We start from the raw sequence: 24,379 nt of genomic DNA, 5'->3' as shown, positions 1-24,379 counted from the left end.
TGTGATCGACCCGAAGGGGCGTTGCTCTTGAGGGCCTCTGAAGGTCCTGCGGACCTTATCGCAGCCTTCGGCAGCAGCTACGTGATTCTCGGGCACAAAAAAATCCGGCCTTGGCCGGATTTTTTGTGCCCGAGAATCACTGCATCCAGGGCGGAGGCGGCGGTTCCTCTGATTTGCCCGGTGGCGCATCGTCGGCCAGCCGCATGGCCTGGCGACGCTCCTCGTCGCGACGCGCGGCCTCGATCTCGCGCAGCACGCCGCCGACATCCGCCTGTTCTTCCGGGTCGTCGAACTCGCCGGTCAATACGCTGCCCGGATGCAAGGTACCGGCTTCGTACAGCGCCCACATTTCCTTGGCGTAGCGCGTGCGCTTGAGCTCCGGGGCAAACCGCCCGAAGTAGGACGCCATGTTGCCGACATCCCGCTCCAGCATATTGAAGGCATGGTTGTTGCCCGCCGCATCCACCGCCTGGGGCAGGTCGATGATCACCGGGCCGTCGGGGCCCAGCAACACGTTGAACTCGGACAGGTCACCGTGCACCAGACCGGTACACAGCATCAGCACAATCTGGGAAATCAGGAAGGCGTGATACTCGCGCGCCTGCTCCGGCTCCAGCACCACATCGTTCAGGCGCGGCGCGGCATCGCCGTACTCGTCCGCCACCAACTCCATCAGCAGCACGCCTTCGAGGAAGTCGAACGGCTTGGGCACCCGCACGCCGGCATTGGCCAGCCGGAACAGGGCCGCGACCTCGGCGTTCTGCCAGGCGTCCTCGGCCTCCTTGCGGCCGAACTTGGACCCCTTGGCCATCGCGCGCGCCTGACGGCTGTTGCGCACCTTGCGGCCCTCCTGATACTCGGCCGCCTGACGAAAACTTCGTTTGTTCGCCTCCTTGTAAACCTTGGCGCAACGCAATTGGTTGCCGCAGCGCACCACATAAACAGCTGCTTCTTTACCACTCATGAGTGGGCGCAGCACCTCGTCGACCAGACCGTCCTCGATCAGGGGTTCAATGCGTTTTGGAGTCTTCATCAGCTTTTATCAGGGGTCCTTTATTACCAAACACGCGAATGTCACTCGTTATACGGCAATCCTCGCACCACGGGGAGAGGTTACCGACCTACGACCGCATGGATGCACTCAATGTGCCAGATCGCTACGGCATGCCGACACGCCCGAGCGACCCGTTTCATCGCCGGGTACCCGCCGGCAAAGGCCATCGCTGCCCGAACAGAAGTCGAAAAACGGGCCTTTTCCAGCCACTGTTTTTTCTTGTTCCCGGCCCTCAATTTTCCATTTCGACGGCCGACGTTATCAGAACCCAAGGAGCTTGTTCGACAACCCGCAAGAAATCGGCACCCCAAGGGTTTACCCGGCACCCGGCCAAAAAGGGCGCCACGCCAACGCAAGATTCCAAGGCTGCCGCCAATCCGCGAATCATTCGCACATCGTGGGCATACAAGAAAAAACTGGAGCGCGAATGAACATCAAACAGAAACTGACCTGGGCGTTTGCAATCGTCGCCTGCTTGCCGGTGGTGCTGGTCGCCACCCTCGTGGTCCTCAATCTGCGCAGCGATGCCAAGGACGCCTTCGTCGACAGCAGCGCTCGCGAGATCCGCCAGGTCAGCAATGCCATGCAGATCTTCTTCGACGGCATCAGCCAGAACGTCGACTACCTGGCCTCCCAGCCGCTGATCGCCAACACCGACGACAGCCTGAAAAACTACGGCAGCGCCAATGCCGAGCAGATTCCCCAGGGCGACATGGACAAGGCGGTGTTCGCCCTGCTCGAACGCCTGGGCACCAGCCACCCGGCCTACGCCTATGCGATCGTCGGCACCAACGCCGGCGGTTATGTGTCGTGGCCGGACGACCCCAAACTGAACAACTACGACCCGCGCCAACGCCCCTGGTACAAGACCGCCATGGCCAACCCGGGCAAGCCGATCCGCACCGCGGCCTACTACTGGGCCACGGACGACGCGACCTATGTCAGCACCGTGCGCACCGTCGCCAACAAGCTGGGCAACCCCGGCGGCGTGGTCAGCATCGACGTGACCCTCAAGCAGCTCACCGAAATCGTCAAACAGATCAAGCTGGGCGAGTCCGGCTACCTGATGCTCCTGGAAAACAGCGGCACGGTGCTGGTCGACCCGAAACAGCCGGAGCACAACTTCAAGGCCCTGGGCAGCCTCGGCGAGGGGTATGCGCAACTGGCCAAGGCCGGCAAGGGCCTGGTGGAAGTGGAACTCAACGGCGAGCGCTACATGGCCAATGTCTGGCCATCGGAGCAATTGGGCTGGACCTTCATCGGCCTGATCAAGCAGAGCGAAGTGATGAGTTCGGCGACCCAGCTGACCTGGCTGGTGGCGATCATCGCCGGCGTCCTGGCGCTGGTCTTCGCGGTGGTCGGGGCCAGTTTCGCCAGCCTGATCGTGCGCCCGATCCGCGGCGTGGCCAGCGGCCTGGAAGGCATCGCCCAGGGCGAAGGCGACCTGACCCGCAACCTGGACATCCGCGGCCGCGACGAAACCGCGCAACTGGCCAACTGGTTCAACCAGTTCCTGGCCGCCATCCGCAACCTGATCCAGAACATCGGCCAGGCGGCGCACGGCATCCTGGCCACCTCCCACAGCTCGACCCAGGTGTCCAACGACATGGCCGAAGCCGCCGGGCGCCAGCGCGAAGCCGTGGACATGGTCTCGACCGCCTTCCACGAGATGGTCGCCACCGCCAACGAAGTCGCGCGCTCCTGCAGCCAGGCCGCCGAGTCGGCCGACAGCGGCCAGCGCCAGGCCCGCGAAGGCCAGCAACAGATCGATGCCGCGGTGCACAGCGTCGACCAGTTGAGCCAGGAAATCGAACAGTCGGCGCAGTCGATGCAACAACTGGAACGCGACAGCAACGACATCCAGTCGATTCTCGGCACCATCCGCTCCATCGCCGAGCAGACCAACCTGCTGGCGCTCAACGCGGCCATCGAAGCCGCCCGTGCCGGCGAGCAGGGCCGCGGTTTCGCCGTGGTGGCCGACGAAGTCCGCGCCCTGGCCAAACGCACCGCCGACTCCACTGCCGAGATCGACAGCCTGTTGGGCAACCTGGCCAAACGCACCAGCGCCGTGACCCAACAGATGCACGCCAGCCTGGAGGTTTCCCAGGACTCGGTGAACCGCATCGGCCTGGCGCGCGAAAGCTTCGGCCAGATCCGCGAGTCGGTGGACGTGATCCGCGACATGAACACCCAGATCGCCACCGCCGCCGAAGAGCAGCATCAGGTGGCCGAAGACATCAACCGGCACATCAGCCAGATCCATGGCGACGCGCAACTAGTGGCGGAACTGGCGAATTCGGCGCGCCTGGATTCGCAAAGCCTGGTGGGCTTGTCCAACGAACTCGACGCCCTGGTGCGGCGCTTCAAGACCTGACCTCGATCGCGAGCAAGCTCGCTCCTACAGATCCTTGTAGGAGCGAGCTTGCTCGCGATGCAATCGTCACAGCCCAAACACCTCAGCGCTCGACAATCGCCGTCACGCCCTGGCCGCCGGCGGCGCAGATCGAAATCAACCCGCGCCCCTGCCCCGCCACCTCCAGCAGCTTCGCCAGATTGGCGACGATGCGCCCGCCGGTGGCGGCGAACGGGTGCCCGGCCGCCAGCGAGCTGCCTTTGACATTCAGCCGGCTGCGGTCGATGGCGCCCAGGGGCGCGTCCAGGCCCAGGCGGGTCTTGCAGTAGTCCGCATCCTCCCAGGCCTTCAAGGTGCACAGCACCTGCGCGGCGAACGCCTCGTGGATTTCGTAGTAATCGAAGTCCTGCAGGGTCAGGCCGTTGCGCGCCAGCAAGCGCGGTACCGCGTAGACCGGCGCCATCAGCAGGCCTTCCGCGCCGTTGACGAAATCCACCGCCGCCGCTTCGCCGTCGCGCAGGTAAGCGAGGATCGGCAAACCGCGTTCCTTCGCCCACTCTTCGCTGCCCAGCAGCACCAGGGACGCGCCGTCGGTCAGCGGCGTGGAGTTGCCCGCGGTCAGGGTGCCTTTGTCGCTGCGCTCGAACACCGGCTTGAGGGACGCCAGTTTTTCCAGGGTCAGGTCCGGGCGCAGGTTGTTGTCGCGGCTGAGGCCGAGGAACGGCGTCAGCAGATCGTCGTGCCAGCCCTCGGCATAGGCGGCGGCCATTTTCCGGTGGCTCTCCAGCGCCAGCTGGTCCTGTTCGGCGCGAGGAATATTCCAGGCCTGGGCCATCAGTTCGCAGTGCTGGCCCATGGACAAACCGGTGCGCGGCTCGCCGTTGCGCGGCAACTCCGGCTTGAGATGGCCGGAGCGCAATGCCAGGAAGGCCTTGAGCTTGTCGCCCAGGCTCTTGCCGCGGTTGGCCTGCAACAGGATCTTGCGCAACCCTTCGTTGACCCCGATCGGTGCGTCGGAGGTGGTATCGACGCCACCGGCGATGCCGCATTCGATCTGCCCCAGGGCGATCTTGTTGGCCACCAGCAGCGCCGCCTCCAGGCCCGTGCCGCAGGCTTGCTGGATATCGTAGGCCGGGGTGGTCGGCGACAGCCGCGAGCCCAGCACGCATTCGCGAGTCAGGTTGAAATCCCGGGAATGCTTGAGCACCGCGCCAGCGGCCACTTCGCCCATGCGCAGGCCGTGCAGGCGGTAACGTTCGATCAGCCCCTCCAGCGCCGCGGTGAGCATCTCCTGGTTGCTCGCCGTGGCGTAAGGCCCGTTGGAGCGGGCAAAGGGGATGCGGTTGCCGCCGATAATCGCAACACGACGCAGCTGAGTCATGGAAAGCTCCCTATTCTGTGAGTGGCACAAACGACAAGCGTAGGTTGTATCGCACGGATCGAACGAGCAAAGGATCTATGTGGTCCACACTTTGAACCCCGGTTATTGGAGAGCGTTCCATGTCAGACCGTTACATCGACTTCGCCAACTCGCCCATCGGCCACCGCCTGGTGGGCGCCCTTGGCCTGCCGTCGCCGGTACGCCTGGAGCGCTGGCAGGCCGGGCGCATGCGTCCGGTGGAAGGGGCGCTGTTGATCGGCGGCGGCCTGCTGACCCAACACGTGGCCGCCATTGCCCCGCGGCTGACCGAAAGCATCTACGGCTACGCCACCGACCCGAGCCTGGCCACCGCCTGGATTCCCGGCCACGGCCCCAGGCTCAAGGCCGTGGTGTTCGACGCCAGCGACCTCCTGCGCACCGACGAGCTCAAACAGTTGCGCGAATTTTTCCAGCCGCTGATGAAGAACCTCGAACCCAGCGCACACCTGGTGATTCTCGGCCGAGCCCCGGAAACCCTCGACGATCCATTCGCCGCCAGCGCCCAGCGCGCCCTCGAAGGCTTCAGCCGTTCCCTGGCCAAGGAGCTGCGCGGCGGCGCCACCCTGCAATTGCTGTATGTCGGCGAAGGCGCGGAAAACCAGCTGGAAGGCGCGCTGCGTTTTTTCCTCTCGCCCAAGAGCGCTTACATTTCCGGCCAGGTGATCCGCTTGAACCCCTGTGCCGCCGAGGTCCGGGACTGGACCCGGCCGCTGGCCGGCGCGCGGGCCCTGGTCACCGGCGCGGCGCGCGGCATTGGCGCGGCGATCGCCGAGACCCTGGCCCGCGATGGCGCCCAGGTGGTACTGCTGGACGTCCCCCCGGCCAAGACCGATCTCGATGCCCTGGCCGCACGCCTGGGCGGTCATGCCATCACCCTGGATATCTGCGCCGACGATGCCGCGACCCGACTGGTGGAGCAATTGCCGGACGGCATCGATATCGTCGTGCACAACGCCGGGATCACCCGCGACAAGACCCTGGCCAACATGACCCCGGAGTTCTGGGACGCGGTGCTGGCAGTCAACCTCGATGCCCCGCAAGTGCTGACCCAGGCGTTGCTGGACAGCGGCACCCTGCACGACAACGGCCGAGTGATCCTGCTGGCGTCCATCAGCGGTATCGCCGGCAATCGCGGGCAGACCAACTACGCGGCGAGCAAGGCCGGGCTGATTGGCCTGGCCCAGGCCTGGGCGCCGCGGTTGCAGGCGCGCGGCATCAGCATCAACGCCGTGGCCCCGGGTTTTATCGAAACCCAGATGACCGCGCATATTCCGTTCGCCTTGCGCGAAGCCGGACGCCGCATGAGTTCGCTGGGCCAAGGCGGCCTGCCGCAGGACGTCGCCGAAGCCGTGGCCTGGCTCGGCCAGCCGGGCAGCGGCGCGGTCAGCGGGCAAGCCCTGCGGGTCTGCGGACAAAGCGTATTGGGAGCTTGAACATGAGCCTGCACTGGCATCGACTGGATACCCCGCCCAACCTGGCGGCGCTGTACTGGAAGGCCGCGACCCGACGCAAGATCACCGGCACCGAATTGCCTCGGGACGGACTGCGGAGCCAGGTCAGGGTGCAAACGGAGCGGCTTGCGGCCTATCGCCAGGTCTGTGGTTTTATCGAGAACGGCCTGCTGCCGCCGACCTATCCCCATGTGCTGGCGTTCGCCTTGCAGATGCAACTGCTGACCGGCAAGGACTTTCCCTTTCCGCTGCTGGGGCTGGTCCATCTGGCCAACCGGATTCGCGTGCTGCGGCCCATGGGCGGGGTTGGCGAATTGAGCATCGGAGTACGCGTGGACAACCTGCAACCCCATGCCAAAGGGGCGGTTTTCGACCTGTTGACCAGTGTCGACGACGCCCTCGGCCCCCTGTGGGAGGCGCAAAGCCGGATGCTCTGTCGGGGCGTGAAACTGTCGGGCGAGACGCCTGCCGAAGACCTCCCGAACGAGGCCAGCCTCAGTGAGCTGACGCGCTGGCAAGCCCCCGCCGACATCGGCCGGCGTTACGCCCGGGTGTCCGGTGACTACAACCCGATTCACCTGAGCGCCATGAGTGCCCGGCTGTTCGGTTTCCCCCAGGCCATCGCCCACGGGTTATGGAACAAGGCGCGAGCCCTGGCAGCGTTGAACGAGCATTTGCCGGCGGCCAACGTCGAGATCGCCGTGGACTTCAAGAAACCGCTGCGCCTGCCCAGCGAGGTGCGCCTGCTGACAAGCGCCGCGGGTTCGAGCGGCGATCTGCGCCTGGTTGGCACGGGCGACCTGGAACATATGAGCGGGTATTGGCGACCGCTGGCCTGAACCGTTTCAACCGCGACGAATCAGCACCACTCCCACCAGGACCAGTATCAGCCCGGCCACCTTGCCGAGGCTGATCGGTGCCTCGCGAAATCCGGCCCAGCCGAAATGGTCCAGCGTCATGGCCATGCCCAACTGGCCGGCAAGCACCAGGGCCATGAACAGCATCGCGCCGATCCGCGGCCCGGCGAAGGCCGCCGTGGCGATGAAAAACGCCCCGAGCAGGCCGCCACTCCAGTGCCACCAGGTCAGGCCTTTCAAGGCGCTCAGACTGGGCACTTCCCGCTGTGCCAGGGCCAGGATCAGCAGGGCCAGGGTACCGACGAAAAACGAGATCAGCGCCGCCGCCAGCACGCTGGAAACCTGCTTGGCCAATTGGCCGTTGATGCCCGCTTGCAGGGGTAGAAAAGCGCCGGCAACCACCGGCACGCACAACAGCCACCAGACAGGGGCAGGCATATAGTTCTCCAGAGGAAGAGTCAGGGCGCGGATTATAAGATAAGTTGACGCCAAACCCATGGCGAAATTAAAAACCATTAATTGTATATATATAACTTTCGTTAAACCTTTCGATCGCCCGACAACACAAAAACACAACCCACTGATCCACAATGAATTTAAAAATAAAAAAGTACTCGTCACACCTTTTGTATTAGTCCCTGCGCGGGGTAAAAACCGCCGATATATAAGTTGTTAATACCAAGTTGAGAATGGCGAGAAAGAACCCTTGAGCCTTTTATAGCTGCAACGGACGAAACATCTCCAGCGACAGAACTGGGGAGTTATCGAAAACAAAAAAACGTTGTAACAGGTGCAAGGAATTCCTCTCATGAAAACTCAAGTCTGGTTGAAAACAAGCACAGCGTTAGCCCTGATCCTGGCCCTCGGCCTGGCCGGTTGCAGCAGCGGCGGTGGCGGCCACAAGAGCAGCCCCAGCAGTTCTTCGCCTGACAGCGCAGCAGGCGCCGACGGCGGTGCCAGTGGCGGTTCTGGCGATGGTAGCGGCGGAGGTACTGGCGGCACCGGTGGCGGCACTGGCGGAACGGGCGGTGGCACTGGCGGTACTGGCGGCGGTACTGGCGGAACAGGCGGTGGCACGGGCGGCACCGGCGGCGGTACTGGCGGAACGGGCGGTGGCACTGGCGGTACCGGCGGCGGTACTGGCGGAACTGGTGGTGGCACTGGCGGGACCGGCGGTGGTACTGGCGGTGGGACCGGCGGTGGCACAGGCGGTGGTACTGGCGGTGGGACCGGCGGCGGCACGGGCGGCACGACGACTCCACTTACCACCTCGAGCATAGTGTCTAGCCTCGGCACCACCGTCAGTGGCATTGGCGACGGCGTCAGCAGCATCGGCAACACCCTGGCCCCGGTTCCGGTGGTCGGCGGCGTGGTGCAGAGCGCGGTGAACACCACTGGCAATGTGGTCGACAGCGTGGGCGGCGGCCTGACCAATGGCCTCGGCAAACTGGGCAGCGATCCTCAGGCCGTGACCAAGACCACCGCCATAGTCGGCAACGTGGTAAGCGATGTCGGCGGCGGCGTTTCGGACCTCAGCGGCAAGCTGAGTACCGCGACCAGCAGCATTCCCCTGGTCGGCGGAGTGGTCACCAAAGTGGCTCCGGTCCTCGACGGCGTCGGCGACAAGGTCACCATGCTGGGCAATACCCTGAACACCGTCACCGGCAGCGGCCCACTGGGCGCGCTGAGCAACGGGGTCGGCAACAACGTCCTGGTGCCGGTGGTGACCCTGACCGAAGGCCTGACCGGTAAGGTGGCCAGCGCCACCGGCCTGAGCGCGCCAGTCAACGGACTGGTGGGCAAGGTCGCAACGACTGTCGACGGACTGGGCGATAAAGTCACCGCCGCCGGCAACGGCAACCCGCTGACCAATACCCTGGGCAGCGCCCTGGGCAACGTCGCCACCACCGTTGGCAAGGTCGATGGGCTGACCACCGCCGCACCGGGCACCGGTGGCGGATCCCTTGGCGGCACCGGCCTGCTGGAAACCGTCGGCGGCGCCGTGGTCAACCTGGGCAACGGCTTGAACGCTGGTAACACCAACGGCGTGGTCAGCGCCGCCGGGGTGAGCGGTGCCTCGGCCGGCAACGTCGTGGCCTCGGTCGGCGGTGCCCTGGGCGGTACAGGTGTCGCCAACGTCGCCGCCACTGCGCCGCTGGCCGGTGTCGGCGCCACGGTTGGCGCAGCATTGAACCCGGTCACCAGCGCCGTCTCGGGCCTCACCCAACAAGCCGGTAGCACAACGGGTGCCGGTGCTCCCGTCGCAGGCTTGCTCGGCCAGGTCGGCGCCACCGTCAGCGGGGCAGGCAGCACCATCGCCGCCAGCGCTCCCAACCCAGTGGTCGCCGCAGTCGGCCAGACTGTCGGCACCGTGGGGGCTACCGTCGGCGCGGTGGGTGGCCTGGTCACCGGCGGTACCACCACCGGAACCGGGAGCGGCACTGGTACTGGCACCACTGGAGGCCTGGGCGGTGTCCTCGGCGGCCTGACCGGCGCACTGGGCGGCAACAAATAACAGTTTTGCACCTGGCCGATTCGACGGCCCTACCTACAGCGCCTACGCTTGGTTGGAGACGAGGGATTCGATTGAGTCTCTCGTCTTTTTCTTGTCCGGAGTATGACGGTGGCAGTCCTCGATCAAGGCCAAGACCCTGACGAGCACCGCCAGTTCAAGTCTCTCCCGCAGTGCTGCGACTTGACCATGGAGTGTCCTATGCGCGCTTTGGCCCCCTTGCTGTTATTGTCCCTTTGCTCGTACGTCCAGGCTGAAAACCTTCCCACCTTTCTCAATAGCAACGAAACCATCCGCAACCTGCCAACACCCAACCTACCGGTCGATGCCTATCGCCCCACGACACCCGCGCCAAAACTGGCCGTGCCCGCGGCGCCCCAGGCCCAGCCGCTGATGATGAGCACCCGGATCAACGTCAGCACGGTACAGATCGAAGGCGGGACCCTCTACCCCCTGAGCGAGCTGGCGGCGGTCTACCAGCCGCTGATCGGCCATGAAAGCACCCTGGGGCAATTGATCGAAGCCACCCGGGAAATCACTCGCCGCTACCAGCAGGACGGTTACCTGCTGTCCTATGCCTTCCTGCCACAGCAGAACTTCGAGCAGGGTACGGTGCGCGTGGTGCTGGTGGAGGGTTACATCAAGGGCTACCAACTGCAGGGCGATATCGGCCCGGTCTCGGCCTACCTCGAAAAGCTGGTGGAAAAACTCAAGGCCGAACGGCCGCTGACCCGCAAGACCTTCGAGCACTACACCACCCTGATGAGCCGTATTCCCGGGGTCACCGTGCAAGCCCAGGTACCGCCGCCGGGAACCACCGACGGCGCGTCCTACCTGATTGCCCAGGCCAGCCGCAAACCCTTCACCACCAGCCTCAACACCACCGACGACAACCGCAACGGCCTGCAGGCGCTGCTGTCGGCGAGCAGCAATTCGCAAACCTCCATGGGCGAGCAAGTCACCCTCAGCGGCCTGTTCCCGCCCGGGGACGACCATGAGCATTACTACCGCCTGGACTACAGCCAGTTCCTCAACGCCGAGGGCACCCAACTGAGCCTGTACGGCACGCGGTACCGCGCCGATCCGGCGAGCAACGTGCAACTGGACAACGGTATCGAGCTCAAGCGGCATCGGGAAAACGACCGTTACTCCATCGGCCTGAGCCACCCGCTGATCGCCGCGCCGAACGAGATCCTGACCCTGGGGTCGCGCCTGTACGCGGTCAACGACAAAACCCGCTATCAGGTGCTGGGCTATCCGCTCAGCTTCGACGATAAAACCGACATCCGCGCCCTGGCCTTCGAGGGCGAATGGCGCAAGGCCAATGCCCGACAGCTGCGGATTCTCAGTGCCGGGGTGTACCAGGGCCTCGACGCCATGGGCGCGAAGACCAACAACACCCTGTACGACCTGGACTTCTTCCGCGCGCGCCTGTCCGGCGTGCAGAGCGACAAGTTCTTCGACAACTGGCAAGGCGTCCTCTCGGCCGCCCTGTACTGGACCAGCGACAACCTGCCCGACAGCGAGCGCGCGGTGTTCGGCGGGCAGAACTTCGGCCGCGGCTACCCCGACGATCAAGCGTCGGGCGACAAAGGCTGGGGCGTGGCCTATGAGGTGAACTACAGCTTCAACCGCGACGGCCGCTGGTTGCGCATCCTCCAGCCGTATGTGGTGCTGGACCGCTCGCGCACCTGGTTCAACGAGCTGCCGGTCAAGGGCAACGACCTGTCATCGGCCGCCCTCGGCCTGCGCTTTGGCGATGCCAAGTACTACAACGTCTCCCTGGAGGCGGCCAAACCGATGTCGGATGAAGCCCTGGACACCTACAACCGACGCCCGCGCTACACCCTGAGCTTCAGTTACCAGTTGTAGCCCCCACAGACCAAACGACCCGCTCGAAGGCGGGTCGTTTTATTCCGGCGACGACTCAGAAGTCGTAGCGCACCTTGGCGGTGAAGGTGTCGGCGGAAAAGTCCGTGCGAGTCACGTAGGCATACGAACCGCCAACGCTCCAGGCTCCCACGCGATAGGTCGCGCCCAGGCTCGTTTCGTAGCTATCGCGTACCGGCGACGCGCCGCTGGTGGTGAACGGCGTACCGCCCAGGACAAAGGTCGACGTGGTGCCGGACCTGTCGCCGATGAAGTCGTGCCAGGCCATGACCCTGGCTTCCGGCTCCAGGCTGCCCTGGCCCAGATCGAAGGCAGCGGCAAGACGCGCGCCGACGCCCATCTCGCCCACTTCGTAGCGCTGGCTGGCAACATTCAATGCCGCCGAGCTGCCTTTCTCCCGGTACGCGTCAATCGCCACGTTGGCATAGCGGGCACCGATCTGCGGTTCGAGCAGCACGTTCCGAGCAAGATGCAGGGTGTAGCCGGCCAACGCATTGACGCCGAACATTTCACTGTCGTAGTCGCCCTTGGCCCGGGTACCGGCGACGTAGCGCTTGGATTCGTTGTCATTCCAGCCGTACATCAACGAGGCGTCGACAAAGAAGTTGTCGTGGGTCCAGTCGCCATACAAGGTCAGGGCGTGGCCGGAGACATCGGTCTTGTTGCCGCTGGAAGACTTCACGTCCGTGTCCAGGTAGCTGTAGGCCAGGCCCAGCGTGGTGTCGGCATTGAGCTTGCCATCGGCACCGACGGCGATGCCGTGGCTGTTGGCGTCGTAACCGTCGACACCCTTGCGCCGGTCCTGGTCGGCGTCGCTGGACAACGCCTGGAGCCACACCCCCTTCTCGGCCAGTGCATCCCCCGAAGACAAGCCATTGCGAGCGCTGCTGGAGCGGTTGTTGATGACGCTATTGACCAGGGTCTGGCCATTGGTCGCGGCCTGAATCACCCCGCGGCTGACATCCGGGCTCAGGGCCTCGGAAAGCCTGGCCAGCTCGGTATCCGAGGCGGCGCCGGCAAACGAGCGGAACACCGGGTCGCGTTCATCGAGCCGTGCCATCAGCGTGCTCGAGAGCGGCTTGATCGCGTTCGCCGCGTTTTGCGAACCGTCGGCCTTGATGATGTTTTCCTCGACGACCGCGGCGTTCTTGGTGCTGACCAAAGCCTTCAAGTCATTGCCTTCGATGCCGAAGCTTTTCACTTCCAGCAGCGCCGAAGACGACACCACGTTCACGTTCTCGGGGTTCTCCCAGCTTGCGCTGTTGATCAGGGTGTATCGCGTGCCGTCGGCGGAGGTGCGGAAGTCGTTGGAACGCGCCGCCAGTTCGATCTGGCTGCCTTCGCTGAAATAGGTGAGGCCCGTGACCTTGAGGATCGGCGTCGTCGGATGGGTCGAGTTGTCCAGGAGCAGGCGCAGGATGGCGGAAGAAGAGTCCAGGTCGAGCTCGCCGTCGAGGGTGGTTTGCGGGCGCAACAGGGTCAGGCGACCGCCGTCGATATCCACATACCCGGCCCGAATGGTCGAACCGTCGAAGGCCACATCGTTCCTGACCAGCACCCCGGAAAGTCCGAGCAGGTCGCCTTTGACCGCGCCGCCGTGCCAGTAGAAATAGGCGTTTTTCTGGTCTGCCTGGATCGCCGCCGTCGTGCCTTCGATCAGGCCGGCGGTCTGCGTGATGGAGAACAGCGGGTTACCGCTGGCGAAGCTGATCAGGTGCACGCCGATGCCATCGGCCGAAATCGTGCCGCTGTTGTCGAGGCGGCTGGAGAGGGCGTTCTCGATCTCAAGCCCCTTGGAGCCTTGCCCGCGAGCGGTGATAGTGCCGCTGTTGTCGATAACCGTCCGGGAGGAGAACGCCAGCAGCCCATAGGCGTCAGTCCCCTCGACCGCGATCGTTCCTCTGTTGAGCAGTTGGCCGGCGATGGTCGACTGATAGAGATCCACACCCACGGCGCCGGTGCCCGCCACGGAAATGTGGCCTTCGTTGGTCAGGTTGCCGCCGATCCGGCTACTGGCGTGCAGAATGCCGGCCGGAATCACGGACTCGTCCAGGCCTTCGATCTTGATCGAACCCCGGTTGATGAAGTCACCGGTAAAGGTCGACGCGGTCGCGGCGGTCGACGCCTGGGAGGAGAACAACAACCCGGCCAGGGTCGAACCGCTGCTGAGGTTGATCGCGCCCTCATTGATAAAACCGCCTTGCACCGTCAGCCCTCTGAAATCAGCCCCAGTGTTCTGCGACGTCCCGCTCAGCAGCACCTTGTCGAAGGTCTGCAACGTACTGCTCAACGTCCCGCCGCCGAGGTCGTAGTTCAGGTCGGCGGCGATCGAGGACGGAGCATGGGTGACAGCAGCAGCCACAGACAGCGCCAGCCACGAACGGCGCAGGTATGAAGTATTCAATGGGTATCCCTTCCAGAAACTCGACGACGGGTTTCAGCAGGCGTGCCGACGCTTTCAGGCATCGCTGCCGGCTGATCGGCACGATGCCGAAACAAGCGGCAGGCAATTTACAGTAGCCATCATTATGACACCATCAAAAAGTCAAACCGACGGCGCCAAAAAACCAGGCAACGAGCAGGCAGGACAATTCAGGGGTTGATCAGGTGCAGGCGTGGCTGTGGAAACAGGTTGTTCAGGGTTTCCAGCAGGCGCACGTGGTAGATGGGTTTGCGAAACAGGTCCAGCACCTGGAGGCGCAGCAGGTCGCTGACGTCGTCCATGTCGGCATGGCCCGACATCACGATCACCGGCAAGTGTTGGCGAGAGGTGTGTTCACGCAGCCGCCTGATCAGCGACAGGCCACTCTCCTCCGGCATGCGCAGGTCGGTGATGACCAGCGCGATGTCCGGATGACGAGTGAGGTGGGCCAGGGCCAGCTTGACCGAGGTCGCGGTGAAGCAACAGAAGCCCTCGCCCTCCAGCCATTCGGCCAGCTCGAGCAGGGCGTCCTCTTCATCGTCCACGAGAAGAAGCTGCTGACGCGCAACGGAAGAGGCGTTCATGGGGAATACCTTAAAGCCGGTGGTTGAGCCGAACATAACGCGCCATTCAAGACAATCAATAGAGCGCTATCAAGGCGTCGGTCGAACCACCGCCGTCCCCTGCAAAGTCACCAGTATATTGTTGAAGACCGCCAGCACGCGGTCCCCCAGCGGGCTCACGAACGCCACGACCACCACGGCGACCATCGCCACCACGATCGCGTACTCGATTGCCGATGCCCCGTCGTTGCCGGCGAGCAGTAGACGGGCCTTGAGCCAAAGATAGTGAAGAATCATGGGGAGCCTCTCCGTTCGGTAACTACAAGTCGGAACACCTACGGCCTGAAGCTCGGTCCATCAAGGAATCGTCGGCCGCACGACAGTGGTGCCACCCAGGGAGGTCAAAATATTGTTGAAGATGGCCAGAACCCTGCCGCCCATGGGGGTCACGAACGCCACGACCACCACCGCGACCATGGCCACCACGATCGCGTATTCGATCGCCGAAGCGCCATCGGTACGGTTGAAGAAGAGACGGGCTCTGAGCAAGAGATATTGAAGGATCATCAGACTTCTCCTTGAAACGCTAGGGCACAGATGTAAAGGACCTGCAACATCATTCCTCTGTGCCATCAGAGCATTGTCAACAAAGTCAGGGGCAACAACTGTAAGAACCAACTAATCACTAAGTATTAGCTGGAAAGTTGACGCCATAAACAGGGCGTCTGCTCGCCACCGCCCCTACTTTAGTGGGTTATTTTTCCCTCCGTGATGGCATTTCGTCCTAGCTCGACTACTTTCAAATAGCGAAATAGTTGAATGTTCATAGCTGCCTGATTGCGAAATCAACTCATTCGAAAGCGGGCTGATAATGCAGCAGGAAAGGGAGAGCCGTCATGAACAGTCGCGTTACCATGGCCCTTGCAGGACTGCTGTTACTGGGGGCACTTTTTGTCGGCTACTGGGGGCTGGTACTCAGCCGTCAACCGGAGCCCTCCCCTCCTGTCGTTGTCCAGCCGGTCACCCCGACCGTGGTGGAAAAGACCGTCGCCAGCGCTGAAGACCAGACACGCCAGCCCGTCGTGGTGCTGAGCCGCGACGTGCCGCCCTTCGTCGCCCTCGCCGCCGCCGATCTGCGCCTGGAAAAACTCCAGACCGCTCCCCCCGGCAGCCTCGCCAGCCTGGACCAGGCCATTGGCCGCACACCCTGGCGGCAACTGCGCGCCGGCACCTGGCTCAACGAAGAAAGCTTCGCCGCCGGCGGTTCGCTGGCGCGCATGATCCATCCGGACGAACGTGCCCTGGCGGTCGCGGTCGACGAGGTGATAGGCGCCGCCGGCCAACTGGTCCCCGGGGATTACGTCGACGTACTGCTGTTTCTGCGCCAGGACACCAGCAATCCGCAACAATCGGCACAGGTCGCGGTGCCCGCCATGCGGGTGCTGGCGGTAGGCGACCAGCTTGGGCTCACCAACGACGGCACGCCGGGCTCGGCCGCCATGAGCGCCGACGACCGGCTCAAGCAGGATCAGCGCCGGCTGATGGCGCGCACCGTGGTGCTGGCGGTCCCCGAAGCCTTGCTCAGCCGGCTGATGCTGGCCACTCAGGTCGGCACGCTGCGCCTGGCCGTGCGCAGTAGCGAAGAACAACGGCTGGCCCGCTACTGGGCCGGCGAGGATGCGGCGGCCGCCCATATCGACGCCAGCAACAGCAACCTCTTCCAGTTCACCCAACTGGCACTGGGCAGCGCTCCCAGAACCCCTTCATCGGCAAGCCCCACAGCCGCGGCGCGGCCTGCCGTGGAGATCATTCGCGGCAACCAGATCACCCAACAAACTCCCTGATTGAGCAAGGATGCCTCTACATGCGCAGCCGTTCCATGCCGCCTCGCCCTACCCTGATCCTGGCCATGCTGCTCGGCAACCTGATCCCCGTCATGGCTCAGGCCAGCCCGGCCGCGGGCTGCAGCAACCTGGGGCCGCTCCCGCCAGTGATGGAGATTGGCGAAGGGCTGCAACGGGAGCTGCAATCGCCGGTCGCGATCACTCGCCTGGCCGTGGGCGACCCCAAGATTGCCGACGTGCACGCCAATGGCAACAAGGCCTTTCTGTTGACCGGCATGGCCCAGGGCGCGACCAGCCTGATGATCTGGACCGCCTGCGCCAGCACCCCGCGCCAGAGCATGGTGTTCGTTCAGGGTAAGGCCACCACGGCCTTGACCAGCGCCGCCGTCGAACCCTCCCAGGATGCCCTGCTGCCCAGCCAGGTGCAGACCGACGTGCGCTTCGTCGAAGTCAGCCGGACCAAGCTCAAGGAGGCCAGCAGCCACCTGATCGGTACCCGCGGCAACTTCCTGTTCGGCGCCCCGGGCACCCTGCCCAGCGTCGATGGCGTACCGACGCCCAAGTTGCCGGTGGACAACAGCCAGTTCAATTTTTCCTGGATCGGCGGCAAGACCATGATGATCATCAATGCCCTGGAGGGCAGCGGTTTTGCCTACACCCTGGCGCGCCCCAGCCTGGTGGCGCTCAGCGGCCAGAGCGCGAGCTTTCTGGCCGGCGGCGAGATCCCGATTCCGGTCCCCAGCTCCGGCAGCGACAGCGTCTCCATCGAGTACAAGGAATTCGGGATTCGCCTGACCCTGACCCCCACCATCATCGACCAGAACCGCATCGCCCTGAAGGTGGCGCCCGAGGTCAGCGAACTGGACTTCAGCAACGCGGTGATCATTGCCGGCACCCAGGTGCCGGCCCTGACGATACGGCGTACCGACACCAGCATTTCCCTGGCCGACGGCGAAAGCTTCGTCATCAGTGGCTTGATCAGCACCACCAACAGTTCGCAGGTCAACAAATTCCCCGGGCTGGGCGATATTCCGGTATTGGGGGCATTCTTTCGCGACTCGCGCATCAACCGCGAAGAACGCGAACTGCTGATGGTAGTGACGCCGCACCTGGTCCAGCCGCTGGCCGCCAATGCCCGGCTGCCGTCGCTGCCGGGCGAGCGGCTGCGCAACTACGACCCGAACTTCTACCGCATGTTCTTCATGGAAAACGGCAACTTCGATAAACGCAGTGGGTTATCGCAATGAGCCAACACCTGAACCAGACGTTCCTCGCCATCACCCGCAACACCACCGATCTTGAGTGGTTGCAGGGTGCCCTGGCGCCGCTGGGGCAAGTCGTCAGCGCCGGCAACGGCAGCCTGGACGAACTGTTGGCGCTGGTCGACGTGACCTTTGCCAACCTGGTGTTCGTCGGCCTCGATCGCGAGCATGTGGTGGCCCAGACCGCGTTGATCGAAGGCGCCCTGGAAGCCAAGCCGATGCTCGCCATCGTCGCCCTCGGCGACGGCATGGACAACCAGCTGGTGCTCAACGCCATGCGCGCCGGCGCCCGGGATTTCGTCGCCTACGGCTCGCGCCCCAGCGAGGTCGGCGGGCTGGTCAGGCGCCTGAGCAAACGCCTGCCGCCCGTCGCCCCCAGCACCCAGGGCGGCGGCCTCACCGTGCTCTACGGCACCCAGGCCAGCGCCGATGGCGCACTGATCGCCAACCACCTGGCGCTGGTGGTGCAAAAGCTCGGGCAACAGACCCTGCTGCTCGATCTCGGCTTGCCGCGCGGCGACAGCCTGGCGCTGCTCGGCCTGGAAAGCTCCTTCCATTTCGGCGATGCCTTGCGCCATCTGCGACGCCTGGATGCGACCCTGATCGACAGCGCCTTCACCAGCGCCGAAGCGGGCCTGCGCATTCTTGCCTATGCCGAAAGCGACGAGCCTCTGGAACGCACCAGCGCCGCCGAGCTGTACATGCTGCTCAGTGCCCTGCGCCAACATTTCCAGCACATCGTGGTGAACCTTACCGGGCAACCGGACAGCGAGGCGCTGCGCACCCTGGTCAGCCATTGCGACAAGCTGATCTGGTGCGTCGACCAGAACGTGCTCGACTGTCGGCGCAACCTGGCGGTGCTGAACCTGTGGCGCGACAAAGGCATGAAACTGGAACACGCGCACCTGCTGGTGGATCACTACCTGCGTGGCGTGACGCCGGACTCCGACACCCTGGGCAAAACCTTCGGCCTGGAGGTCATTACGGTCCTGGCCAACAGCCCCGAGGTCCGCCTGAACGCCAAGAACCAGGGGGTGACCCTGTTTGAAATGGCCCCGCGCGAGCAACTGACCCAAAGCCTGAAGGCCCTGGGCGAACGCCTGGCCAAGCGCTCGGAAGGGCTGAGTAAACCCAAGCTGGGCTGGCTCGACCGGCTGCGAGGCGGACGATGAACGGGGAAAAGCTGTTCGGCGCGCCCGTGCGCAGTCAGGCAGGAAACACCGATCACGAAGGCCTCAAGCTGGTGATGCATCGCTACATCATCGATGCCATCGAGGAGTCCGGGAAAAACCTGCTGGAGGGCTCGCGCCAGAACCTGTCGCAGTTCGTCACCGACAAAGTGGCCGAATACATCGCCCGCATGCACCTGGCGATCTCGCGTTATGAGATGGAGCGCCTGGCCGAGGAACTGGTGGACGAACTCACCGGTTTCGGACCGCTGGAAGTGCTGCTGCGCGACCCGGCGGTGACCGAGATCCTGGTCAACGGACCGCACCGGGTGTTCGTCGAACGCGATGGCGTGCTGCATCAGAGCGACCTGCGTTTCGTCGACTCCCACCATGTGGAGCGAGTGATGCAACGCATCCTCGCGCCCCTGGGCCGGCGCCTGGACGAGTCCTCGCCGATGGTCGACGCACGCATGCCCGACGGCAGCCGGGTCAACGCCATCATCCCGCCGATCGCCCTGGACGGCCCTTGCCTGTCGATTCGCAAGTTTCGCAAGGACATGCTCAAGAGCAGCGACCTGATGGCCATGCAGACCATCGACCAGGCGATCTTCGAGTTCGTCCAGGAAGCCGTGGGCAAGCGTTGCAACATCCTGATCAGCGGCGGCACCGGCACCGGCAAGACCACCCTGCTGAATATTCTCAGCCAGTTGATCAACCCCCACGAACGCCTGGTGACCATCGAGGACGTGGCCGAACTGCAACTGGGCCACCCCCATGTGGTGCGCCTGGAAACCCGCCCGCCGAATGCCGAGGGGCATGGCGAGGTCAAGGCCAGCGACCTGATCCGCAACGCCCTGCGGATGCGCCCGGACCGGATCATCCTCGGCGAGATCCGCGGCGTCGAAGTGCTCGATGTGCTGACCGCGATGAACACCGGCCACGACGGTTCGATGAGCACCGTACACGCCAACAACGCCCAGGACGCCCTGCTGCGCCTGGAAACCCTGGTGGGCCTGACCGGACGCCAGGTGGCCGAGCGCACCCTGCGGCAGATGATCTGCGCGGCCCTGGACGTGGTGATTCAGCTGACGCGCATGCCCGATGGCCGGCGCTGTGTCAGCGAAGTGGTGGAAGTGGTGGGAGTGCGCGAGGACATCTACGTCACCAACACCCTGTTCCGGCTCGACCGGCGCACCGGTTTCGGCTTCTTGCGCGAGGCGATCAACCCCGCCGGCGACAAGCTGCGCCGGGATACCGGCCTGACACTCGACTGACGCGGAGCCTGCCCATGATCGCTCCCCTTATCCTGGCGCTGACCTGCCTGATCCTCCTGGGCCTGTCGGGCTGGCTGTTTTTCAGCGGCCTGCGCAAGACCGACAACGAAAAGATCCTCAGCCGGCTGTCCCAGGGGCAACCGCTGTCGAGCCCGCCGAAAACCTCCTGGCTCGCCCTGGAACGGGCCTTCCTGCGCGCCGGCCTGGGCCGGCCGACCGAACGCATCGGCCTGTGGCTGACCCTCTGGGTGCTGGCGATGCTGCTGGGTTTTTTCAGCGCCGGCTGGATCGGGGCCCTGCTGTTGCTGGTGCTGCCACCGCTGTTGCTGCGCCTGTATGTGTCCTGGCTGTATCAGCGGCGGCTCAAACGCATGATCGCCCAGCTCCCGCAACTGCTGGACCACACCGTGCGCAGCCTGAAATCCGGACGCACCCTGGCCGATGCGGTCCTGGGCGGCATCGAGGCCAGCAGCCCACCGCTGAAAAACGCCATGGGCCGCGTCCAGCGCAATGTCCATCTGGGGGTGAACCTGCCCGATGCGGTCCACGATTTCGCCGAGCTCTACGAACAGGACGAATTGCGCATGTTCGCCCTGGGCCTGAAGGTCAATCACCGCTACGGCGGCAATGCCAGCGAACTGCTGGAAAACCTGATCAAACTGATCCGCGAACGCGAGCAGGGCGCGCGACAACTCAGCGCCATGACCGGCGAAACCCGCATGACCGCCTGGGTGCTGGGCCTCCTGCCGTTGCTGCTGGTGGCCTACTTCATGATAACCAACCCCGGCTACATGCTTGGCATGTGGAACGACCCGGCCGGACAGCGCATGCTGATCACCGCCCTGGTGCTCCAGGTCTGCGGCTGCATTGCGCTCTGGCGCATGCTGCGGAGTATCTGAAATGGTGCTCCTGGCAAGCGCGATGCTGTTTCTCGGCGCCCTGCTGCTGATCGCCAGCAGCCTGCTGGAGCGCCGTCGGCGCGAACGGCAGGTCGCGCAACGCCTGCAAGGCCACATGGTGCGGGAGAGCCGCCTGGGCAGTTGGCTGAGAATTATCGGAGACAGCAAGTTCGGCCAGCGCTCGGTCAGCATGGACAGCGAAACCCAGACCCTGCTCAACCGCCTGGGCTGGCGCCGCGCCAGCCAGCGTTCGCTGTACGCCGCCAGCCAGATCGGCATGCCGATCGTGATGCTCGGCGTGGTGCTGTTCCTTCAGGAACTGTTCTTCTCCGGCGCCTCGAACAAGTGGCTGCTGCCGGTTCTCGGCGCCGGCCTGGGCTACCTGTTGCCCAAGCGCCTGCTGGCGTTCGCCGCGAAACGCCGGCAGCGGATCATCGCCATCGAAATCTCCACCTTCATTCCCCTGTTGCGCATTCTTTTCGAGTCCGGCATGGCGGTGGAACAGGCGCTGCGGGTGCTGGGCCACGAAGCGCAGAAATTGCTGCCGGAACTGACCCATGAGATCCGCCTGATCCTGGCCCGGGTCGACTCGGGTCTCGAACTCGGCCAGGAACTGAACAAGACGGCCACGGTGCTGGCGGTCGACGAGTTCACCGATACCTGCGTCATCCTCCAGCAACTCATCCAGCAAGGCGGCGGCGCGATGAAATCGCTGCTGGCGCTCAAGCAATTGCTCGATGACCGGCGCCTGACGCGCCTGCAGGAATACATTTCGAAAATGTCGGCCAAAATGTCGGTGGTGATGATGCTGTTTCTCTTCCCCGCCTTGCTTATCGTTCTGGCGGGGCCGGGATTCACCGCGATCGCCCGAGCCTTTGCTTCCTAGAGGGAATCTGATGAAAGCAATGATTGCAGCACTCAGCTTGTTAATGCTCGGCGGCTGCGCCAGCAACGGTCAGGCGCCATGGTCGGCACTGACCGCCTCCTCCAGCTGCGGCAAGCTCGACGCCGACCAGGAGCTGGCGTTGAACCTGGCGGACGACATGGCCCAGGACGGCAAACTGCACGCCAGCCTGGCCAATCTGCAGAAACTGCCGGACGACCTGAGCGAGGTGCGCCTGCGCAAGGCCAAGGTCTACCGGCAGTTGGGCTCGGCCCAGGCCGAGCCGCTGTACCGCAGCCTGCTGGGCACCTGCGTGGCGGCCGAGGCCGAGCATGGCCTGGGGCAACTGGCCGCCGCCCGGGGCGACAACGGCCTGGCCCAGGCCCACCTGCAACGCGCCGCCCGGCTGTCGCCGACCGACGAAAAAATCCGCAACGACCTGGGCGTGGTCTACCTCAACCAACTGCGCCTGGAAGACGCCCGCTTCGAATTTCTCACCGCCATCGAACTGCAGCAGAGCGACACGCTGGCCGCCGCCAACCTGGTGACTTTGCTGATCTACCAGGACAACTGGAAGCAGGCGGCCGAAGTGGTCAGCCGCGCCGGCCTGAGCCCCGAGCAGTTCAGCCATGCCCAGGCCCGTGCGGAACAACTCAAGGCGCCGGGCAAGAGCCACGCCGCCAATGCCCGGATAGCCGCGGTCGCCGAATCGGCGGCCGCCGGCGTCAATCAGTGAAGGAGGCCATATGAAACTGCACATACTCGCCTGCATGGCGATGCTGACGCTGCCGCTGGGCGCCCAGGCCATCGACCCCGGCCCCGCCTCGGCCCAGCAGCAGGAGACTGAAGGCTGGCTGCTGTTGCAGAACCGCAACAAGGCCGCCTCGCCGAAACCGCAGACGGCGAGCGCCACCGAACGCGAACTGGCAATGCAACGCTGGCTGAAAAGCTATAACGACGAAATCCCGGATTTCTACGAGCAGGATGCGGGCGGGAAAATAGATGCCAAGTAACGCCTGACGGCTTTCCACGGCGCCGCCATCCCTCGGGGATGGCGGCGCCGGGATACCGGCTAGTGGGCAGTCACTCGCTGGCGCAGTCCCGAATTGCTCGGCGACAGGGCCAATGCCAGCTGGGTGCGGTTGTGCATATGGGTCAGGCGCAGCACCTGGGAGACATAGAGCTTGACCGTGTTCTCGGTAATACCCAGCTCACAGGCGATCTGGTAGTTGGTCTGGCCCTTGCCCACCAGCCGCGCGACATCCAGCTGGCGCGGCGACAAGTGATTGAAGATCGCCGGGATTTCCAGCCGCTCGGCCTCGCCGCCTTCCTCGCCGGACGGCTCCGCGGCCTGGGCCCGCTGCGGTTGGCGCCGCACCTTGTCGAGGTCCTGGTACAGGTCGTCGATGGATTCGGAGAGGAATTGCAATTTCTGGTTCAGGTGCCCCAGATGGAGGTTCTTTTGCCGTTCCTGCAGCTCCGTTTCCTGGCGTTGCAGGCCTTCGAGCAGTTCGTCCAGGTTGATCGGTTTCTGGTAGTAGTCGGCGATGCCCGCGCGCAGGGCCTTGATCACATCCTGCTTGTCCGCGCAGCCGGTCAACATGATCGCCTCGAACACCCGCAGCTTGCCGGCGATCCGTTGCAGTTCCTGGACCAGCTGGATGCCATCGAGATCCGGCATGTGCAGGTCGCACAGCACCAGTCCGATCTCCGGGTCTTCATTGAAGCGTTCGATGGCTTGTCGACTCGACTCGCAAGGAACACAACGGTAACCACTGCTTTCAAGAAATTCGCAGAGTTCTTCGACAACCAGCGGTTGATCATCGACAACAAGCACTTTCATCTGAGACCTCACCCCGTCCACACACAGCTCCATGCCTGGAAAACCCAAGACTGCCCTACCTGGCCCGGCGGCATGCGGGCAGGTTCTGATTAAAACGTAGACTACTTTCCGACTATGTACATAGGAGTGCTGGCATCTCGCGACTAGTGGATCAAGAGGACAGTCAAAACCATCCCCAGCAAAACGAAGGGGGCAAAAGCGTATTTTTTTGACTGTTGCGGGTCCAGGTAACGCAGGTGTGTTCTAAGCCCTTGTCCGATATACACCCAGCCCCTGGGGATCAGCAGAAACCAGAGCAGGCTGGTGGCGCCGGCACCGATAAAAGTACCCAGCACATGCAGCGGATCGGTGAGCAACCCCAGCGCCGCCATCAGCTTCACGTCGCCGGCGCCCATGCGTCCCAGGACATAGCCGGGCAAGGTGAAAACCAGGGCCAACAGCAGTGCCCAGCCACCCTCGGCCGCCCTGGCGCCCCACCAGGTGCTGCCACTCAGCAGCAGGTACGCCAGCGCCAGAGCCGCCACGCCCAGGGTCAGCAGATTGGCGATCCGACGCTGGGAGATATCCTGCACCGCGCACGCCGTCAGCCAACCGAAGACGAGCAAAGTATCCATAGGCTAAAAACCGTCCCTTTCCGGCGAATGATTCTATGCTGATAGCACGTAGTGCTTATCAGGGTAGAC

At 64.1% G+C, this 24,379-nt stretch carries 23 protein-coding genes and 1 pseudogene; 15 read left to right on the top strand and 9 right to left on the bottom strand.

The genetic code is table 11. The annotated features are described in order from the left end of the window. Window positions 1-136 precede the first annotated feature (136 nt). Complete coding sequence (locus tag BTN82_RS03115; protein ID WP_075117722.1) at window positions 137-1,033, bottom strand: PA4780 family RIO1-like protein kinase; 897 nt, start codon at window positions 1,031-1,033, stop codon at window positions 137-139. Window positions 1,034-1,131: 98 nt separating this feature from the next. Between BTN82_RS03115 and BTN82_RS30850 the strand changes: the two genes are divergently transcribed. The 3 genes and pseudogenes from BTN82_RS30850 to BTN82_RS31775 all read left to right on the top strand — a co-directional run bounded on the left by BTN82_RS30850 (window position 1,132) and on the right by BTN82_RS31775 (window position 3,428). After that, window positions 1,132-1,485, top strand: a complete 354-nt coding sequence (locus BTN82_RS30850) for a hypothetical protein (RefSeq protein ID WP_148169448.1) — start codon at window positions 1,132-1,134, stop codon at window positions 1,483-1,485. Continuing rightward, window positions 1,482-2,570, top strand: a pseudogene (locus tag BTN82_RS31780) (cache domain-containing protein); the annotation flags it as partial. The gene BTN82_RS30850 and the pseudogene BTN82_RS31780, both read left to right, overlap by 4 nt. 90 nt (window positions 2,571-2,660) lie before the next feature. Beyond that, window positions 2,661-3,428 (top strand): methyl-accepting chemotaxis protein, encoded by a 768-nt coding sequence (locus BTN82_RS31775; protein WP_410002786.1) that lies wholly within the window; start codon window positions 2,661-2,663, stop codon window positions 3,426-3,428. Window positions 3,429-3,510: 82 nt separating this feature from the next. Here BTN82_RS31775 and BTN82_RS03105 read toward each other — a convergent pair whose 3' ends face one another. Continuing rightward, window positions 3,511-4,788, bottom strand: coding sequence for an acetyl-CoA C-acetyltransferase (locus BTN82_RS03105; protein WP_075117720.1), 1,278 nt, complete (start codon window positions 4,786-4,788; stop codon window positions 3,511-3,513). Between the two features lie 119 nt (window positions 4,789-4,907). Between BTN82_RS03105 and BTN82_RS03100 the strand changes: the two genes are divergently transcribed. Both BTN82_RS03100 and BTN82_RS03095 read left to right on the top strand, forming a co-directional pair. Then, entirely contained in the window at window positions 4,908-6,260 is a 1,353-nt protein-coding gene (locus BTN82_RS03100; RefSeq protein WP_075117719.1) for a 3-oxoacyl-ACP reductase, read from the top strand. A 2-nt stretch (window positions 6,261-6,262) separates the two neighbouring features. Continuing rightward, the gene (locus BTN82_RS03095) at window positions 6,263-7,117 is read left to right on the top strand and encodes a MaoC family dehydratase (protein WP_075117718.1); all 855 of its coding nucleotides are present in this window, start codon (window positions 6,263-6,265) and stop codon (window positions 7,115-7,117) included. A 6-nt stretch (window positions 7,118-7,123) separates the two neighbouring features. Here the strand turns inward: BTN82_RS03095 and BTN82_RS03090 are convergent, their stop codons facing one another. After that, window positions 7,124-7,573, bottom strand: a complete 450-nt coding sequence (locus BTN82_RS03090; protein ID WP_075117717.1) for a DMT family transporter — start codon at window positions 7,571-7,573, stop codon at window positions 7,124-7,126. Between the two features lie 370 nt (window positions 7,574-7,943). On the opposite strand from BTN82_RS03090, the gene BTN82_RS03085 reads away from it, so the two are divergent. Together BTN82_RS03085 and BTN82_RS03080 are read left to right on the top strand one after the other, a co-directional pair. Beyond that, entirely contained in the window at window positions 7,944-9,650 is a 1,707-nt protein-coding gene (locus tag BTN82_RS03085) for a collagen-like triple helix repeat-containing protein (RefSeq protein WP_075117716.1), read from the top strand. A 198-nt stretch (window positions 9,651-9,848) separates the two neighbouring features. After that, window positions 9,849-11,519 carry a ShlB/FhaC/HecB family hemolysin secretion/activation protein gene (locus tag BTN82_RS03080; protein ID WP_075117715.1) on the top strand — a complete coding sequence of 557 codons (1,671 nt, stop codon included), beginning with the start codon at window positions 9,849-9,851 and terminating at the stop codon, window positions 11,517-11,519. Between the two features lie 55 nt (window positions 11,520-11,574). Here BTN82_RS03080 and BTN82_RS03075 read toward each other — a convergent pair whose 3' ends face one another. The 4 genes from BTN82_RS03075 to BTN82_RS03060 all read right to left on the bottom strand — a co-directional run bounded on the left by BTN82_RS03075 (window position 11,575) and on the right by BTN82_RS03060 (window position 15,089). After that, window positions 11,575-13,941, bottom strand: a complete 2,367-nt coding sequence (locus BTN82_RS03075) for an autotransporter domain-containing protein (RefSeq protein ID WP_075117714.1) — start codon at window positions 13,939-13,941, stop codon at window positions 11,575-11,577. Window positions 13,942-14,129: 188 nt separating this feature from the next. Then, complete coding sequence (locus tag BTN82_RS03070; protein ID WP_075117713.1) at window positions 14,130-14,543, bottom strand: response regulator; 414 nt, start codon at window positions 14,541-14,543, stop codon at window positions 14,130-14,132. Window positions 14,544-14,612: 69 nt separating this feature from the next. Further along, window positions 14,613-14,819, bottom strand: coding sequence for a Flp family type IVb pilin (locus tag BTN82_RS03065; protein WP_075117712.1), 207 nt, complete (start codon window positions 14,817-14,819; stop codon window positions 14,613-14,615). 60 nt (window positions 14,820-14,879) lie between these two features. Then, window positions 14,880-15,089 carry a Flp family type IVb pilin gene (locus BTN82_RS03060; RefSeq protein WP_075117711.1) on the bottom strand — a complete coding sequence of 70 codons (210 nt, stop codon included), beginning with the start codon at window positions 15,087-15,089 and terminating at the stop codon, window positions 14,880-14,882. 329 nt (window positions 15,090-15,418) lie between these two features. Between BTN82_RS03060 and cpaB the strand changes: the two genes are divergently transcribed. The 8 genes from cpaB to BTN82_RS03020 all read left to right on the top strand — a co-directional run bounded on the left by cpaB (window position 15,419) and on the right by BTN82_RS03020 (window position 22,866). Beyond that, the gene (cpaB, locus tag BTN82_RS03055; protein ID WP_075117710.1) at window positions 15,419-16,366 is read left to right on the top strand and encodes a Flp pilus assembly protein CpaB; all 948 of its coding nucleotides are present in this window, start codon (window positions 15,419-15,421) and stop codon (window positions 16,364-16,366) included. Window positions 16,367-16,431: 65 nt separating this feature from the next. Continuing rightward, a complete protein-coding gene (locus tag BTN82_RS03050; protein WP_410002785.1) occupies window positions 16,432-17,613 on the top strand; it encodes a type II and III secretion system protein family protein in 1,182 nt (393 codons plus the stop codon). Beyond that, window positions 17,610-18,800 (top strand): CpaE family protein, encoded by a 1,191-nt coding sequence (locus BTN82_RS03045; RefSeq protein WP_075117708.1) that lies wholly within the window; start codon window positions 17,610-17,612, stop codon window positions 18,798-18,800. Before BTN82_RS03050 ends, BTN82_RS03045 begins: the two co-directional genes overlap by 4 nt. After that, window positions 18,797-20,071 (top strand): CpaF family protein, encoded by a 1,275-nt coding sequence (locus BTN82_RS03040; protein WP_075117707.1) that lies wholly within the window; start codon window positions 18,797-18,799, stop codon window positions 20,069-20,071. Before BTN82_RS03045 ends, BTN82_RS03040 begins: the two co-directional genes overlap by 4 nt. Before the next feature lie 14 nt (window positions 20,072-20,085). Beyond that, on the top strand, window positions 20,086-20,970 hold the full coding sequence (locus tag BTN82_RS03035) for a type II secretion system F family protein (protein WP_075117706.1): 885 nt from the start codon (window positions 20,086-20,088) through the stop codon (window positions 20,968-20,970). Window position 20,971: 1 nt separating this feature from the next. Beyond that, window positions 20,972-21,856, top strand: a complete 885-nt coding sequence (locus BTN82_RS03030) for a type II secretion system F family protein (RefSeq protein WP_075117705.1) — start codon at window positions 20,972-20,974, stop codon at window positions 21,854-21,856. A gap of 10 nt (window positions 21,857-21,866) precedes the next feature. After that, window positions 21,867-22,589, top strand: coding sequence for a tetratricopeptide repeat protein (locus tag BTN82_RS03025; protein WP_075117704.1), 723 nt, complete (start codon window positions 21,867-21,869; stop codon window positions 22,587-22,589). Between the two features lie 10 nt (window positions 22,590-22,599). After that, complete coding sequence (locus BTN82_RS03020) at window positions 22,600-22,866, top strand: DUF3613 domain-containing protein (RefSeq protein WP_075117703.1); 267 nt, start codon at window positions 22,600-22,602, stop codon at window positions 22,864-22,866. A gap of 59 nt (window positions 22,867-22,925) precedes the next feature. Here BTN82_RS03020 and BTN82_RS03015 read toward each other — a convergent pair whose 3' ends face one another. After that, a complete protein-coding gene (locus tag BTN82_RS03015; protein ID WP_222610205.1) occupies window positions 22,926-23,729 on the bottom strand; it encodes a response regulator transcription factor in 804 nt (267 codons plus the stop codon). 110 nt (window positions 23,730-23,839) lie between these two features. Beyond that, window positions 23,840-24,310, bottom strand: coding sequence for a prepilin peptidase (locus BTN82_RS03010; RefSeq protein ID WP_075117701.1), 471 nt, complete (start codon window positions 24,308-24,310; stop codon window positions 23,840-23,842). Window positions 24,311-24,379: the final 69 nt, after the last annotated feature.

Origin of the sequence: Pseudomonas chlororaphis, assembly GCF_001921865.1 — a bacterium.
Taxonomy (GTDB): domain Bacteria; phylum Pseudomonadota; class Gammaproteobacteria; order Pseudomonadales; family Pseudomonadaceae; genus Aquipseudomonas; species Aquipseudomonas chlororaphis_D.
This window is presented reverse-complemented; position numbering and strand designations above follow the sequence as displayed.